Origin of the sequence: Arenibacter lacus, assembly GCF_008711145.1 — a bacterium.
In the GTDB taxonomy this organism is placed as follows: domain Bacteria; phylum Bacteroidota; class Bacteroidia; order Flavobacteriales; family Flavobacteriaceae; genus Arenibacter; species Arenibacter amylolyticus.
Window position 1 is genome coordinate 1 of the sequence record NZ_VVIN01000012.1, and the last position, 16,105, is coordinate 16,105.

At 43.6% G+C, this 16,105-nt stretch carries 13 protein-coding genes; 11 read left to right on the forward strand and 2 right to left on the reverse strand.

Annotated elements, in window-relative coordinates:
• Nucleotides 1–3,048: reprolysin-like metallopeptidase (locus tag F1E73_RS05780; RefSeq protein WP_150451374.1), on the reverse strand; the 3,048-nt coding region annotated here is incomplete at its 3' end.
• A 52-nt stretch (nucleotides 3,049–3,100) separates the two neighbouring features.
• On the opposite strand from F1E73_RS05780, the gene F1E73_RS05785 reads away from it, so the two are divergent.
• The 11 genes from F1E73_RS05785 to F1E73_RS05835 all read left to right on the forward strand — a co-directional run bounded on the left by F1E73_RS05785 (nucleotide 3,101) and on the right by F1E73_RS05835 (nucleotide 14,117).
• Nucleotides 3,101–4,027, forward strand: a complete 927-nt coding sequence (locus F1E73_RS05785; protein ID WP_086477739.1) for a bifunctional riboflavin kinase/FAD synthetase — start codon at nucleotides 3,101–3,103, stop codon at nucleotides 4,025–4,027.
• Nucleotides 4,027–5,340, forward strand: coding sequence for an HTTM domain-containing protein (locus F1E73_RS05790; protein ID WP_150451375.1), 1,314 nt, complete (start codon nucleotides 4,027–4,029; stop codon nucleotides 5,338–5,340). Before F1E73_RS05785 ends, F1E73_RS05790 begins: the two co-directional genes overlap by 1 nt.
• Before the next feature lie 141 nt (nucleotides 5,341–5,481).
• Nucleotides 5,482–6,753, forward strand: coding sequence for a serine--tRNA ligase (gene serS, locus F1E73_RS05795; protein ID WP_150451376.1), 1,272 nt, complete (start codon nucleotides 5,482–5,484; stop codon nucleotides 6,751–6,753).
• Nucleotides 6,754–7,100: 347 nt separating this feature from the next.
• Entirely contained in the window at nucleotides 7,101–8,885 is a 1,785-nt protein-coding gene (locus F1E73_RS05800; RefSeq protein ID WP_223883370.1) for a tetratricopeptide repeat protein, read from the forward strand.
• A gap of 106 nt (nucleotides 8,886–8,991) precedes the next feature.
• Nucleotides 8,992–9,303 carry a DUF4286 family protein gene (locus tag F1E73_RS05805; RefSeq protein ID WP_150451377.1) on the forward strand — a complete coding sequence of 104 codons (312 nt, stop codon included), beginning with the start codon at nucleotides 8,992–8,994 and terminating at the stop codon, nucleotides 9,301–9,303.
• A gap of 20 nt (nucleotides 9,304–9,323) precedes the next feature.
• Nucleotides 9,324–10,193 (forward strand): 16S rRNA (adenine(1518)-N(6)/adenine(1519)-N(6))-dimethyltransferase RsmA, encoded by an 870-nt coding sequence (rsmA, locus tag F1E73_RS05810; protein WP_150451378.1) that lies wholly within the window; start codon nucleotides 9,324–9,326, stop codon nucleotides 10,191–10,193.
• Complete coding sequence (mgtE, locus tag F1E73_RS05815) at nucleotides 10,180–11,538, forward strand: magnesium transporter (protein WP_086477734.1); 1,359 nt, start codon at nucleotides 10,180–10,182, stop codon at nucleotides 11,536–11,538. Before rsmA ends, mgtE begins: the two co-directional genes overlap by 14 nt.
• Before the next feature lie 205 nt (nucleotides 11,539–11,743).
• The gene (locus tag F1E73_RS05820) at nucleotides 11,744–12,694 is read left to right on the forward strand and encodes a 2-hydroxyacid dehydrogenase (RefSeq protein ID WP_086477733.1); all 951 of its coding nucleotides are present in this window, start codon (nucleotides 11,744–11,746) and stop codon (nucleotides 12,692–12,694) included.
• A 15-nt stretch (nucleotides 12,695–12,709) separates the two neighbouring features.
• Nucleotides 12,710–13,171, forward strand: coding sequence for a DUF1801 domain-containing protein (locus tag F1E73_RS05825; protein WP_150451379.1), 462 nt, complete (start codon nucleotides 12,710–12,712; stop codon nucleotides 13,169–13,171).
• A gap of 41 nt (nucleotides 13,172–13,212) precedes the next feature.
• Nucleotides 13,213–13,599 carry a VOC family protein gene (locus F1E73_RS05830; RefSeq protein WP_150451380.1) on the forward strand — a complete coding sequence of 129 codons (387 nt, stop codon included), beginning with the start codon at nucleotides 13,213–13,215 and terminating at the stop codon, nucleotides 13,597–13,599.
• Between the two features lie 83 nt (nucleotides 13,600–13,682).
• Nucleotides 13,683–14,117 (forward strand): TM2 domain-containing protein, encoded by a 435-nt coding sequence (locus tag F1E73_RS05835; protein WP_086477730.1) that lies wholly within the window; start codon nucleotides 13,683–13,685, stop codon nucleotides 14,115–14,117.
• A 112-nt stretch (nucleotides 14,118–14,229) separates the two neighbouring features.
• On the opposite strand, the gene F1E73_RS05840 is transcribed toward F1E73_RS05835, so the two are convergent.
• Complete coding sequence (locus F1E73_RS05840) at nucleotides 14,230–16,059, reverse strand: GNAT family N-acyltransferase (RefSeq protein ID WP_150451381.1); 1,830 nt, start codon at nucleotides 16,057–16,059, stop codon at nucleotides 14,230–14,232.
• Nucleotides 16,060–16,105: the final 46 nt, after the last annotated feature.

Here is a 16,105-nt window from a genome sequence, read left to right on the forward strand (position 1 = left end):
CGGACATCCATTTAAATCTACCAGCGTTCCTGGTGGGGTTCCTAGGCAGAGGTCGTCCCCATCATCAAAGACACCGTCATTGTCATCGTCTATTCTTAGGGTGCCCTCTACGCAAAAATCTATAGAGAAGGTATTTAGGAATCCCCCGTCTGAGGGTGCTACATCCCTAACTTCCAGTGTCCATTGGCCGAAGCTAGACTCCCCGTTAAAAGCGCTTAACGAGCCTAGGGGTTTTACGGTGCCTTGGATAGCAGGATTAGTGCCACAGATAAAACTATTGGCATCATCATCAAAAGTCGCATTGATATTCTCGCTTGCACCACAGGAATTGGATACTAGGGTTACCCTGGTGCCCGAGGGGGAAATTAGATCTATTTCCAAATCGGCCAGAAAAGTGTGTTTAAGGTCTATAGTAACATTCATATCTGCAATTGGCAGATCGTTAATAATATCTATAGAGGCAGTGATGGTAGAGGTCCCGGTAGTGGATATGGCCATGGGGAGTCCGTTAGCGGTTTTGGTATTGCAGTCCAGATCAATGGTAGAGAAGCTAAAGGCAGGTCCAAAAGTCCCCTCCCCACAGCTGTTTTTAGGCTTTACCCGCCAAAAATAGGTATTCCCTTCGCTTAGATTGTCTGTTAGGTAGGTGGTAAATAACGTGCTATCTGCTCTAATAATATTAGTGAAACTGGGGTCTTCGGCAATTTCCAACTCGTAGGAGGTATGTGAAGGGTTGGGAGCCCATTCCAATACCGTGGCCACATTGGTATTGGTGGCGCCATTGGCAGGGGATTGAAGCACCACGTCGGTATAATTAGTGTCCAATACCCTTAGGTCTATGGCGATGGTCTTGGTGATACTGGGGGTGGTGGCTAATATATTGATGGGATAATTGCCTGGGGTTACTGCATTAGTGTTAGAAAAGCTGAGGTTCACCAAGGTGTCATTTACTGCAGTGGAGGTAGGGGAAAAATCAACAGTAAGTCCGGCAGGAATCCCAGTGGCCGAAAAAGTGGCTTCCTCAGAAAATCCTCCAAAGGTTTTATAGGTGAAGGAGGTGGTTAGGTTGTCTCCTTGGCATACTTCATATTGTAATTTAGGGAAGTCCAAAACTATCTCGGAAGTGGCAATACTGAAATTGGATGCGTTTACCGCCAAAAATATATTATCGTGGGCCTGTACCATTATTCGTGCTAAATTGGTAGCGGTACTGGGGATGATAATATCGTGTTGCCCATCATTTGGCACCCCTTCCGCAAGTAATTTAGGAAAGGAGATCCCTCCGTTGGCAGAAAAATAAATATCCACCATTTGTGTGTTCACGGGAAATTGGTTGGTATTGGCTACATCCCAGGTGACCTCCTGCCTAGTGCCAGCTAGGTAGGTTTCATTCGCGGCTTGGGAGGTTATTTTAAAAGGCCCGGCCTGGTCTGTCACCTTTACGGTTACCAGGTCGGCATCTACTTGTCCCCCTCCTGGGGCATTGTCCCTAACCGTTAAGGCGAAGCTGAGATCTCTTTCTACGTCCGAAACGGTTTCCCAAGTGCTATTGTTCGTTGGATTGGTCTGGGTGAGGTTGCCATTGACAATACTACTTAGCCTAGGGAAATACCTAGTAGGTTGTACACTGGGCTTTATGGATCTAAAATTGGCTCCGCTAAGGTTGGTGGGACCAAAGCTGGAATAGGTGACAATCCCGTCATTAATCTGCTCCCAATTATAAGTGAGTATATCCGTTGAATCTATATCTACGGCATGGGCAGTAAGTGCAAAGGCGGTAGATTTTGGGATGGTGTAATCTCCAGAAGGCGTTATCTGAGGCGGGTTGTTGGTAATAGGGATAACTTCCCCGCAATTGGCCGTTTCTATGTAATCTAGTATTTGTAGAATGCTGTAATAATGAAAATAATCGTCCCCCTTCAAGGCCACATTGTTTTTTCCCGATATGCCTGCGTATCCCATAATGGTAGTGCCGCTTCCCGGCTCCGCCTGCACTAAGGTGCCTTCAGATTCATAGGACCAGGTGTGGTTGGCCCCAAACTGGTGTCCAAATTCATGGGCCACAAAATCCAGGTCAAACATATCCCCTTCAGGCATACTCCCAGAGGAGTAGGCACTTCCTTTCCTGGAATCGATGCATGCAGAGGCTATAAATCCGGCATTTCCTCCATTGAAGTCTTTATGGAAAAGGTGTCCTACATCGTAATTTTCTGGCCCTACTACCGTGGTTAAGGTGTGTTGCACCTCAGAATTTAAATTCACCCCATAGGGGTCTGTATCCTTGTTGAGGTAGATTACCTGTTCTGTTGCTGCTACCAGTTCTAACCGCACCCCTAGGTCGCGCTCAAAAACTTCATTGACACGGGTTAGGGTCGCATTTATTCCTGCAAGGGCGTCCGCAACCGTTCCCCCGTGGTAGGCCGTGTATTCCCCAGTAGCGGAAATGGCCACCCTGTATTTTCGCAGTTCCTGGCCATCTACTAATTTCTGAGAGGAAATTCTTTTTTCTGGTCCCGTGACAGATTGGGTGTCGCAGATAAAATCCGTATTCATTCTATAGGTATCCTCCCTCCTGTAAACCATATACTCATTGTTGGCGCGAGAGGTTTTTTGCATAAAGGTGGCAGGCTGCCCATTGCCATGGATAATCATGCTCTGAAGTCCCTTATGGGATACGCTAAAACGTATGCGGTCTCCGGAAGCATCTAGGCTATGGCCTATGTACGATTTAATTGCTGGATATTTTTGTGCCAGGACTGGTGAGAATACGGAAGCCTCTTCAATTTGGAAGGAGGTAAGTTCCCCCGCTGCATTTGGGAAGGCCAAGGTCTTTTTGCCCTTGCTAGCCATGGTAGCCTGTAATTGGTCCCCAAAAACACGGGAATCTAGTGTGAAAATTTGGGCGTTTTTAACCTCTAAGGGTACTACTTGCTGTTGGGTGTTTTGGCTGTAGGAACCTGATTTTATCCAATAGGGAGATTGTGCCGCCCCGTAAAAGCTGAGAAAAAATATGGATATTGATAAAACAAGGCGTAATTTTACAACCATCAACAAGATATTAGTACATACTCAAAGATAGGATTTTTTATTATTTCAATTTGTGATAACAGTTCAAGGCATCTCTAGGTACGATAAAGCGCATTCCACCGCCATTACGATTGGCACTTTTGACGGTGTTCATGTAGGTCATCGAAAGATATTGGAGCGACTTATAAAAAACGCCAAAGATCTGGGACTAAAATCTACCGTCCTCACTTTCTTTCCACATCCAAGAATGGTTTTGCAGCAAGATGTGTCTATACAACTCCTGAATACCATAGATGAAAAGATTAAAATACTTAGATCCTTGGGGCTAGATTACCTGATTATCCATCCCTTCACCAGGGATTTTTCTCGCTTATCTGCAACGGAATTCGTTCGGGATATACTGGTGAACGAGCTAAAAGTGAAGAAAATAATCATCGGTTATGACCATCGCTTCGGACGGAATAGGAATGCCAATATCAATGATCTCATTTCATTCGGGGAGGCGTTAGACTTTAAGGTGGAAGAAATATCGGCCCAAGAAATAGACGATGTTTCCGTGAGTTCTACCAAAATACGAAAGGCCTTGGAAGCGGGGGATGTACGTACGGCCAATAATTATTTAGGGTATCAATATATGCTTACGGGTACCGTGGTAAAGGGGAAAGGACTGGGAAGAAAGTTAGATTTCCCAACCGCAAACCTATCCATTGCCGAAGAGTATAAGTTGATCCCCAAAAATGGGGTATACGTGGTTAGTAGTGTCCTAGATGGAAAAAAGGTCTACGGGATGATGAATATCGGGGTAAACCCCACCGTTGCAGGGACCAAACGCAGCATTGAAATTAATTTTTTCGATTTTGACCAGGATCTCTACGGAAGGCTTATTCAGATAGATATCGTAGATCGTATACGGGACGAATATAAGTTTGACTCCTTGGAAGCTTTAAAGATACAGTTGGGAAAAGATAGGGAAACCTCCCTCTCCTTAATTCCCAAATAATGCTAGAACGATTCCTGTTCACCAAGATAGATAACAGTCCGCTAGTTGTTTTTCGGATGTTGTTTGGCGTATTGGTGAGCTTTGAATGCTATGGGGCTATACTTACCGGATGGGTGAAACGCAATTTGATAGACCCTAGCTTTACCTTTTCTTTTATAGGTATAGAATGGCTGCAGCCCTTGCCGGGATTTGGCATGTATTTCTATTTCTTTGCCATGGGCACCCTAGGGATCTGTATTGCGTTGGGATATAAATACCGCATAAGCGTCCTTAGCTTTACCATCCTATGGGCCGGCGTGTATTTTATGCAGAAAACGGCTTATAACAACCATTACTACCTGTTGTTGCTCATTTCCGGTATGATGTTCTTTTTACCGGCGCATAAGGACTATTCACTAGATGCAAAACGTCATCCTAGGATCCGAGCGCATAGCATGTATGCTTATGTGAAATGGGTAATTGTACTTCAGTTGCTCATCGTATATACCTATGCGGCTATCGCTAAGCTGTATGGGGATTGGTTAGACTTTAGTGTGATTGAAATTCTCTTTAAAGGAAAGGCGCATTACCCCGTGGTGGGTCATTGGTTGCAAAATACTAGCTTGCATCAGTTTATAGGTGTTTCCGGATTCCTTTTCGATCTGTTGATTGTTCCCGCCCTGCTTTGGAAACCCACAAGGAAGTGGGCCTTTATTGCCTCCTTCTTTTTCCACCTATTCAATTCCATAATTTTTCAAATTGGGATATTTCCCTATTTGGCATTGGCTTTTACCGTATTCTTCTTTCCGCCAGAGGTAATACGAAAGCTCTTTTTAAAGAAGAAAGCCCCTTATTTGGAGGTGGTGTCTGTGGCGCCGCCTGATAGAAATTGGATTGTTGCCCTTTGGGGTCTTTATCTTTTGGTGCAATTAATACTTCCGGTAAGGCATCATTTTATTAAGGGAGATGTGTTGTGGACCGAGGAGGGGCATAGGATGAGTTGGAGGATGATGTTGCGAAGCAGGGAGGGAATGGCCACCTATAGGGTGGTGAATAAGGCTACGAACGATGTTTATTTGGTAGATTTAAACACCTATTTAACCAAAGCCCAACAGCGGAAGGTAGCCAGTTATCCAGATTTTATGTGGCAGTTTGCCCAGTATTTAAAACGGGAGTATAAGGCAGAGGGGATAGAGGTCTCGGTATTTGTGGATGCCAACGTAGGGGTAAATGGGAAGCCCAAGCAGCCCTTTATAGATCCTGAGACAGACTTAGCCGAGGTGCGGTGGAACTATTTTTGCCATAATCCCTGGATACTGCCTCCAAAGCAGTAAAGACCTTCTTCTAGGGCCAATAAGAAAGTATGGTTTTTAGGGGGAATCTACCTTCCATAGTAGAGCAGAACAAATTGTTCTAGCAATAAATTGATTCCTTCTCCAATTAAGCTTAAATTTGACCTCCAAAAAATAGAATTCATGCTACAGTTACAGGCGATACGCGAAGATAAGGAACGGATGATAGCGGCGTTGGCAAAACGCAATATAGCGGCGCTTCCACTTTTGGATAAGGTGCTTCAGTTAGATGAAGAGCGAAGGGCAGCTCAGACTCGTCTGGACAATACCTTGGCTACGTCCAATAAGCTGTCCAAAGAAATTGGGGGGCTATACAAAAGTGGTAAGGCAGAAGAGGCCAATGCGCTTAAGGAACGTACCGGAAAACTAAAGGAAGAGGCTAAAGAATTGCAGGACTCACTTGCGAACACGGCCAAGGAATTGCAAGATTTGCTTTACCAAATTCCGAATATTCCACATCCTTCCGTACCCGCAGGGAATTCTGAGGAAGACAATGAAGAGATTTTTAAGGAAGGGGATATTCCTGTATTGGTAGCAAATGCACTTCCTCATTGGGAGCTGGCAAAAAAATACGACATCATAGATTTTGAGCTGGGCGCTAAGGTTACTGGAGCAGGTTTCCCCGTGTATAAAGGGAAGGGAGCTAAACTCCAAAGAGCTTTGATTGCCTATTTTTTGGATAAAAATACCGAGGCGGGGTATCAGGAGATACAGGTTCCGCATTTGGTAAACGAAGCTTCGGGCTATGGAACGGGACAATTGCCAGACAAGGAAGGGCAAATGTATCATATAGGTGCAGATGACCTTTACCTAATTCCGACTTCAGAAGTCCCAATTACCAACCTTTTTAGGGATGAGATTGTTTCGGAAGCTGCCCTGCCGTTCACCTATACCGCGTACACTCCCTGTTTTAGGAGAGAAGCGGGTAGCTATGGAGCCCATGTAAGAGGGTTGAATAGATTGCATCAATTTGATAAGGTAGAATTGGTACGCGTAGAACATCCTCAAAAATCCTATGAGGCCTTGGACGGGATGGTAGAACACGTAAAAGGAATTCTAAGGGAATTGAAACTTCCTTACAGGATACTCCGACTTTGTGGAGGAGACCTTGGTTTTACCTCGGCTTTGACCTTCGATTTTGAAGTGTTCTCCACAGCACAGGACCGTTGGTTGGAAATTAGCTCGGTCTCCAATTTTGAAACCTTCCAATCTAACCGCTTAAAACTCCGTTTTAGGGACGAGAATGGAAAAATGCAGTTGGCACATACGCTTAACGGAAGCTCCCTAGCCTTGCCTAGAGTGTTGGCAGGAATATTGGAGAATTACCAGACCGAAAATGGAATCGAAATTCCAGAGGTGCTAAGACCCTATACGGGCTTTGATAGAATAGACTAAATAGTTATTAGTCGGTAGGTACCTTGGTTGTTAAGCTTCCAATAACTACAGCGGTGTGGCGCTATTCACTTTCCTAATTCCTAAAAAGGAGCGGAGAAGCGCCAAGCCCATACAAGGGGTTGTAGCGCTAAGTTGAAAACGTAAGGGCATCTATGAGTAGCCCTCCTTATTATAAACTGCCCTCGGATGCATGCCGGGGGCAATTCTAATCTAATAGGAGACGTGTAAGCAATTTCCAGGGCTCTTTACGGTCCTAAATGCCTGCTAATTGTGCTTTGTGTTAAAAATGCCAACAATAGCTGCCATTCACTTTGTTCATTCTACGTATCTTTGATAAAAAAGTAACAGTGCGAACCATTTTCCTCATTTTTATCTTTTTTTGTTCCCTGTCGGCCTTTTCACAAGAAGACTTTCTGGCAAGACAGTATTTTGAGGAGGGGGATTTTGACAAGGCCATGGTATTTTATGAGAAGCTGGTGGACAAAAATCCGCATCGTACGGATTATAGGGAACAGCTAATCGCCTGCTATCAGGAATTGGAGCAGTATCATAAGGCGGAAGAATTGCTGCAACAGCTTATTGGTGCCGGAAATCAGTACCCAACGGTTTTTATAGAGCTGGGCCGAAATTATGCGCTGCAGGGTATGCAGGAAAAGGCTACCGAGAATTACGATCGCGCCCTTGCAGAATTAGAAAAGCACCCAAACTTTGGCTATGGCATCGGTTATAAATTTCAACAATACGTATTGTTGGACTATGCCCTAAAGGCTTTTTCCCGCGCCATGGAATTAAACCCGGCTCAGAATTTCAATTTTCAAATAGCAAGAATCTATGGGGAACAGGGCAATATAGAGATGATGTTTAAATCGTACCTAGAGTTAATTGGCAACACCAGGGTGTCTACGACCAATGTGCTTCGCAGTATAAGCGATTTTATCACCTCCGATGCCGAGCATCCCAATAATCTAAAATTTAAACGCATCCTTTTACAAAATGCACAGCAACATCCCAACGTGCTTTGGAACGAACTATTGAGTTGGCTCTTTGTGCAACAAAAGGAATACCGTAGTGCCTTTGGTCAAGAACGGGCCATCTATAGGCGTAGCGAGGAAAAATCGTTGCAGCGATTACAGGGATTGGGGAAAATGGCCATGGAAGAACAGGAATTTGATGTGGCAACAGAAGTATATTCTTTTATTGAAGCTACTAGCAGTAACCTAGGAGTGGTGTTAGACGCCCAGTTGAATCTGATTGAACTGGAATTAAAGGATGCAGATGATAAGAAGCTACAGGCTGTAGAAAAGAAATATGCCCAATTAGTAGCAGAGTACGGACTTAAGATAGAAACCTTGTCCCTGCAGATTGCGTATGCAGAATTCCTGACTTTTAAGCGAGACCAGCCAGGCCCGGCTATAGCGATCTTGGAACAATGTATGGAGCTACCTTTAAACAACTATGGGCAAGCCTATGTAAAAAATACGCTGGGAGATATTTTGGTGTACAACCAAGAATTTAATCGCGCTTTAATCTACTATTCCCAAATTCAGCGCGACTTAAAGAATGATGTGTTGGGACAGGAAGCCCGCTTTAAAGTGGCCCAGACCAGTTTTTATAAAGGGGATTTTGATTGGGCCCTAACACAATTAAAAGTATTGCGGGCAGCTACTTCCCAGTTGATTGCCAACGATGCCATGCAATTGAGTTTGCTTATTGCAGACAACTCTTTGGAAGACGCTACCCAGACGGCCTTAAAAAAATACGCCAGGGCCAGTTTTCTAAATTACCAGAATAAAAAGACGGAGGCCGTGCTGTTGCTAGACGAAATATTGAAAAATCATAAGGGCGAGAAAATAGAGGATGAAGCCTTGCTGAAACAAGGGGATATATTAACTGAGTTAAAAGAATATGGGAAAGCAGAATATAATTATCTGAAAATTGTGGAATTTTATGGCCAGGATATCTTGGCAGACGATGCCCATTTTGCCTTGGCAGAACTGTACCGTACCGTATTGGATAATCCTATCAAGGCTAAATCCCATTATGAGCAAATTATTTTTAACCATCAGGATAGTTATTTCTTTCCCCGAGCAAGGAAATACTATAGGGAATTGCGGGGAGACCGCATTAATTAGTGGAGCACACAGGGATTGGAGGTCAATGGGAGTTATAACCCATCCCTACTATAGACTCCCGTAAATTAAATAGGAATTCGCTTCCCCGGAAGCATAAAATAATAAGATGTACATATATAACGTTACCATAAACATAGAAGAATCCATTAAGGAGGACTGGCTAAAATGGATGCAGGAAACCCATATTCCGGAAATGCTGGCAACGGGGAAATTCTCCAAGGCATTAATGACCAGGGTGATGGTAGAGGAAGAGATGGGCGGACATACATTTTCCGTGCAATACACCACAGACTCTAAAGAAACCTTGGAAAGATACTATGCCGAAGATGCGGAGCGACTACGTAGTAAAGGAATGTCACTTTTTGGAGGTAAGTTTGTCACCTTTAGGACAGAATTGGCCGTGGTAGGTGAACATTAATAAAACTCCAACTTTTCTACATGAGCAAAAAGGCGAAAAAAACATATAGACCCCAAGGTACACCTACAAGGCCTAGGAAGGAACAAGGCCCCGTAAAGGCAAAGAAACATCTGGGACAGCACTTTCTTAAGGATGAGGCTATAGCAAAAGATATTGGAGATACGCTTCGCTTGCAGGGAGTGCGGAATGTGATTGAAATTGGTCCGGGAACCGGGGTGCTCACTAAATATCTGTTAGAAAAGAATATAGATTTGGTAGCGATGGATTTGGACCGGGAGTCCATTGAATATCTCAACCAAAGCTTTTCATTGGAATACCAAAAATCTAAACACCCCAATGGGAGTTTTAAGGTCCTGGAGGCCGACTTCCTAAAATACGATCTAAAAAGCCTCTTTGGAGAGGAGCAATTTGCCATAACTGGTAATTTCCCTTATAACATCTCTTCCCAGATTGTTTTTAAAATGCTGGACTACAAGGAGTATATCCCCGAGTTTTCAGGGATGTTCCAAAAAGAGGTGGCAGAGCGTATCTGTGAAAACAATGGGAGCAAAGCCTACGGAATTCTCTCTGTACTGGTGCAGGCATTTTACGATGCGGAATACTTGTTTACCGTTCCCCCACAGGTCTTTGACCCCCCGCCTAAGGTAGATTCGGGCGTATTGCGGTTAACTAGGAAAGCCGACCTTGAATTGGGGGTGGATGAAAAACTATTTAAAAGAGTGGTAAAAACCGCTTTTAACCAACGCAGAAAAACATTGCGGAACAGTTTAAAGGTGTTTAACCTTTCCGATGTTCTTAAGGAAGATGGTATGTTGGGGTACAGACCCGAGCAAATGACTGTTACCGATTTTATTGCGTTGACAAAGAAAATACAGGATGACACCGTTTAAACTCACCGAAGAATTTGTAGATGAGATAGAAAAGCTCATAGAAAATCAGCAGGATGCGGCCATTACTGCCCTTTTGGTAGATGTGCACTATGCTGATGTGGCAGAGTTGATGAATGAGCTAGATGAGGATCATGCCACCTATCTAATAAAATTACTGGATACCGAAAAAACTTCGGAAACCCTAACTGAGCTCGATGAGGATGTAAGGGAAGCCATTTTGGGTAACCTTTCTTCCAAGGAAATTGCGGAGGAGTTAAATGAATTGGATACCGATGACGCGGTAGATATCATTGGCGAGCTTCCCAAAAATATGATCCAGGAAGTAATTTCTGAACTGGAGGATAAGGAACACGCCAAGGATATTGTAGACCTGCTGCGATACGATGAGCATTCTGCAGGTGGACTCATGGCGAAGGAGTTGGTGAAGGTAAATGAGAATTGGAACGTGCTTACCTGTGTGAAGGAAATGAGGGCGCAGGCAGAAAATGTGACCCGGGTGCATTCCATTTACGTAGTAGATGATGAAGGGAAATTAAAGGGCAGACTCTCCCTAAAGGATCTGCTTACAACTTCTACCAAAGCCAATATTAAGGACGTGTATATCCCAAAGGTAGATTACGTAAATGTGAACGAACGGCCCGATGAGGTTGCTAGGATTATGTCTAAATACGACTTGGAAGCTATTCCGGTGATCGATGAGATAGGCAGATTGGTAGGTAGGATTACCATTGATGATATTGTAGACGTCATTAGGGAGGAAGCCGAAAAGGATTACCAGTTAGCAGCAGGTATTTCGCAGGATGTAGAGGCAGATGACAGCATCCTAGACCTTACCCGAGCCCGTTTGCCATGGCTGTTTATCGGGATGATGGGCGGTATTGGGGCCGCAAGTATAATCAACGTTTACGAGGGCGCTTTTGTCAAATTCCCCATTTTGTTGGCCTTTATACCGCTTATGCAGGCAACTGCGGGGAACGTGGGGGTGCAATCCTCGGCGATTGTGGTGCAGGGTCTGGCCAATGATACCATTAAGAAAGGGGATTTGCTGGGCCGTCTAGGAAAAGAACTCTTGCTGGGGCTGGTAAACGGATTGGCACTGGCTTTAATCTTTATCCTGATCAGTCATTTTGGCTTTAACACCAGTTATATGGTGTCTATCACCATCGGGGTGGCCCTGGTGAGCGTAATTGTAAACGCGGCGGTTATCGGCACCTTTATCCCCATATTTCTTAACAAGCGGGGGATAGACCCTGCCATTGCCACCGGGCCGTTTATAACCACCAGCAATGACGTTTTGGGAATATTGATCTATTTTACCATCGCCAAGCATATTTTAAATTTTTAGGGCACTCCACCGCTTAGGGCGGTGTCGGGCTTTCCGCGCTACACGGTAGCTTGCTGCAATCCCTAGTGCAGCCACAAGGGTGTTTATTACTAGCCTAAATTGATGGTTTTACATCCGTAAAGGGGGCAGCTACCAAGAATTGGCGAGCGCTAAACTATATTAGAGAAACAACCGAAGACAAACAACCATAAAAAATAAACTACCTATGAAAGTACTTCATCTAGATGTTAACCATCCATTAATCATGGAGCAGTTTGCCGCCCACGGCTTTGAAAACCATGAAGATTACACCTCCACCAAAGAGGAGGTGGAAAATAAAATTGCCGCCTATGACGGCATTATCATTCGCAGTAGGTTTACCTTGGACCAACAGTTTTTGGATAAGGCTACCAACTTAAAATTTATTGGTCGGTTGGGAGCTGGACTAGAAAATATAGATACCAAATACGCAAAAGACAGGGGGATATTCTTAGCTGCAGCCCCAGAAGGAAACCGAAATGCAGTGGGAGAACATACCCTAGGAATGATTTTATCCCTTTTTAATAAGTTGAACAAGGCAGATAAAGAGGTGCGAAGCGGTACGTGGGACCGAGAAGGGAATAGGGGACTGGAGCTCGATGGAAAAACCGTTGGAATTATTGGGTATGGTAATATGGGAAAGGCATTTGCCAAAAAACTCAGAGGTTTTGATGTGGAGGTTATCTGCTATGATATTGTGGGGGGAGTAGGGGATGCCAATGCCAGGCAGGTAGGTATCATGGAATTTAAACAACGATCCCAAATTGTAAGTCTTCATGTGCCACAGACCCCAACTACCATAAACATGGTGAATACAGAATTTCTAGAGGGGTTTAAAAACCCTATTTGGCTTTTTAATACCGCTAGGGGTAAATGCGTAGTAACGGAAGATCTAGTAGCCGCCCTAAAAGACGGTAAGGTGTTGGGAGCCGGATTGGATGTGTTGGAATACGAAAAGAAGTCCTTTGAGGATATGTTCGATGATGCGGCGCTGCCTCCAGCTTTCAATTACCTAATAGAAGCAGAAAATGTACTGCTTTCGCCCCATGTGGCAGGGTGGACCGTGGAGAGTAAGGTGAAATTAGCACAGACAGTGGTAGATAAAGTTGTGGAAAATTTTCCTAACTTTAAGGAATAACCCTAAAACCAAGGTGTGCAATATCAGGCAAATTCCCCAACGGAATATTTAGAACAGCTTCCCGAAGACCGCAAACTGGTGTTAAGTAAGCTAAGGCAGGTTGTCTTGGATAACCTGCCTCCCGGCTTTGAAGAGCAGATAAGTTATGGTATGTTGGGCTACGTGGTACCGCATTCCCAATATCCAAAGGGGTATCATTGCGATCCCAAACTTCCCCTTCCTTTTATGAGTCTGGCTTCCCAAAAGAATTTTGTGGCGGTATACCATATGGGGGTTTATGCCAGTGAGGAGCTGTTACATTGGTTTCTGGGCGAGTATCCCAAACACCTAAGCACCAAGCCAGATATGGGGAAAAGCTGTATCCGGTTTAAGAATATGAAAACTATCCCCTACGCTCTTATTGGGGAACTTTGTTCCAAGATGACGATGGAGGAGTGGGTTGCCCTGTACCAGGAGAAAATTGAGGGTAAAAGATAATTGAAAGTCAAGCTATCTACTATAAATTATAACCAACCGAGATGAAAAAAAGAGTAACAGGATTGGGCGGATTTTTCTTTAAAACAAAGGACCCGGACAAGGTAAAATCCTGGTATAACAAACACCTAGGCTTAAATACCGATCAATACGGCTGTACCTTCTGGTGGAAAGACAAGGAGGGGAACGATTGTAGTACCCAGTGGAGTCCCATGAAAGACGATACTACCTATTTTAAACCTAGTGAGTCTACTTTTATGATGAATTTTAGGGTAGAAAACCTAGAAGAACTCCTAGAAGTTTTAAAAGAGGAGGGGGTAACGGTAGTGGGAGAGATGGAAACCTACGACTATGGTAAATTTGGATGGATCTTAGATCCGGATGGCAATAAATTAGAGCTTTGGGAGCCAGTGGATAAGGCGTTTTTGTAAGTTGAAAATAATTGTTAAATTTAATCGTTATATTTATTGTTCGACCCTTTAAATTATTAATAATCTAAATTACCAACACAACCATGACAGAAGACAACAAAGATAAAGATGATAAAGCCAAAGATGCTTTTGACAACGCTAAGGAATCGGCAAAGGAATTCTCCCAGGAGAGTAAGGAATCCGCAAAAAATATAGGTGATGAAGCCAAAAAAACAGCCAATGAGTTTAAAGAAGGCTTGGCTAGTGCCGGTGGAGAAAATAAAAAGGTGTTAGTGGGAGTCCTCGCCATTATTTTTGGTCAATTGGGAGTCCATAAATTCTTGTTGGGCTATCAAAAGGAAGGGATCATACTATTGGTGAGCACTATAATTGGCTATGCTACCATGTGTCTAATTGTTGGGAGCTTTATTGTAATGGCTACCGCAGTTATCGGAATTATAGAAGGAATTATCTATCTCACCAAGACAGACGAAGAATTTTATAATACCTATCAAGTTGGTAAAAAGCCTTGGTTCTAAACTCAAAAAACTATTTTAAAAAAGCCAGTGATACTACATCACTGGCTTTTTTTATGCATTTTTTTGTGGTAGACTAGTTTAAGAGTGGTGATAGTCCTATAGGGCCTCGGTGTTAAGGTTTTAAGTTACTTTCTTCCATCTGTTGTCCCTCCGCCAATTTGCGCTCCAACTCGGCCTGAAATTCCTCCATTACGGGCTTTACAGTTCCTTCCGGAAGATCGGCGATCTTAATATACATAAGTCCGTCCACGGAATTGTTAAAGAGGGGGTCTACATTAAAGGCCACAACCTTGGCATTCTGCTTAATGTATTTTTTTATTAATACCGGTAAGCGTAGGCTTCCGGGTTCCACTTCCTCAATTAGCTTGTCAAACTTATTTAAATCCGCAGCAGTCTCATCAAAAATAAACTCCTTGTCTGCGTCTTTCAGTTTAACCTTAAACGCTTTTTTGGGGCGAATGTATTGCGCCACATAAGGATCCCAGTAGTTGCTTTTCATAAACTCTATCATCAAGGACTTGGAGAAATTGGAAAATTGGTTGCTAATACTCACCCCGCCAATCAAGTATTTATGATCGGGGAAACGTAGGGTAGTATGTACAATTCCTTTCCATAGCAGAAACAAAGGCATGGGTTTTTGCTGATATTCACTGATGATATAAGCTCTTCCCATTTCTATGGATTGCTGCATCATGCTATAGAGTTCTGGCTCAAAGCGAAACAGGTCTTGTAGATAAAATCCGTTGATGCCGTGTTCAGCAAAAATTTCGGACCCCATTCCCATTCTATAGGCTCCTACAATTACTTGTGCTTGGTCATCCCAAAGAAAGAGATGGCGGTAGTAATTGTCAAACTCATCCAGGTCTATGGAATTATTGGTGCCTTCGCCAATAGCTCTAAAAGTAACCTCTCGCTGCCTTCCAATTTCTTGTAGCACAAAAGGCATATCTGAGGCCTTGGCTAGGAAAACCTCGTAGTTTTTACTCTGCAAAAGTCTGCAGTCCATCTCCCGTAGCCTATTGATGTCCTCTAAAATTACCTCGGTCCCAACGGCCTCTGCAATCTTTCTGGGGGCTTTTGGAATTTTTAAACTGGTGGGAAGTTGATGTAATAAACTCTCCTTCTCATAAGCATTGGAAAGCATATAGGTTTTACGACGTAGTAACTCCGTAAAATCTGCTAAGGTCGCCTGTTCTTTTTGGGTCTTTACGGAAATTGGTTTCCCTATTCGTACTTTTATCACCCGCTTCTTTTGAGTAGTAAGCTCAGAGGGGAGTTTTGCAGTGCGAAAGACATCACTGATTTTGGACAGGGTGTAAAACATCCTACTGTTCTTTGCATGAAAATAGATAGGTACCACCGGTACTTCGGCCCTACGGATTAACTTTAAGGCAGCCTCTTCCCATGGGCGGTCTACAATTAGTTTTCCATCCCTATAGGTGGATACTTCCCCCGCAGGGAATATTCCTAATGGATGTCCTTCCTGTAAATGTTTTAAGGCATTTTTAAATCCTACTAAGCTGCTTTTGGCATCCTTGTGGTTTTCAAAAGGATTTACCGGGAGGATAAAGGGCGCCAAGGGTTCTATACGATTTAATAGAAAGTTGGCAATAATCTTAAAGTCGGACCGCTGGTGTAACAGCAGTTTTAATAGCAATACCCCATCTATCCCGCCTAAAGGGTGGTTGGAGATAGTGATATAGCTTCCGTCTTTTGGAAGGCGTTTAAAATCTTCTTCAGGGATTTCAAATTTTATTTTGTACTCATCTAATATGGCATCCAAAAAGGCAACACCATCTAAGTGCTGGTGGCGATCGTAGAAACGATTGATACTGGCTATTTTGGTTACTCGCATGAGCAACCACCCTACAAATGTTCCAAGAAAACCATAGTTTTGAAGATGTATCGCCTTAGCTACTTCTTTTGCGGTTACTAAACCCATGTATTATTGAAATTTGGTCACCACTAAGATAGGGAAAAACCCATAA

Excerpts from the sequence above, each read along its gene's own strand:
- F1E73_RS05790 (WP_150451375.1), top strand. The coding sequence starts at position 4,027 with ATGCTAGAACGATTCCTGTTCACCAAGATAGATAACAGTCCGCTAGTT.
- serS (WP_150451376.1), top strand. The coding sequence starts at position 5,482 with ATGCTACAGTTACAGGCGATACGCGAAGATAAGGAACGGATGATAGCG.
- mgtE (WP_086477734.1), top strand. The coding sequence starts at position 10,180 with ATGACACCGTTTAAACTCACCGAAGAATTTGTAGATGAGATAGAAAAG.
- rsmA (WP_150451378.1), top strand. The coding sequence starts at position 9,324 with ATGAGCAAAAAGGCGAAAAAAACATATAGACCCCAAGGTACACCTACA.
- F1E73_RS05835 (WP_086477730.1), top strand. The coding sequence starts at position 13,683 with ATGACAGAAGACAACAAAGATAAAGATGATAAAGCCAAAGATGCTTTT.
- F1E73_RS05820 (WP_086477733.1), top strand. The coding sequence starts at position 11,744 with ATGAAAGTACTTCATCTAGATGTTAACCATCCATTAATCATGGAGCAG.
- F1E73_RS05830 (WP_150451380.1), top strand. The coding sequence starts at position 13,213 with ATGAAAAAAAGAGTAACAGGATTGGGCGGATTTTTCTTTAAAACAAAG.
- F1E73_RS05840 (WP_150451381.1), bottom strand. The coding sequence starts at position 16,059 with ATGGGTTTAGTAACCGCAAAAGAAGTAGCTAAGGCGATACATCTTCAA.
- F1E73_RS05805 (WP_150451377.1), top strand. The coding sequence starts at position 8,992 with ATGTACATATATAACGTTACCATAAACATAGAAGAATCCATTAAGGAG.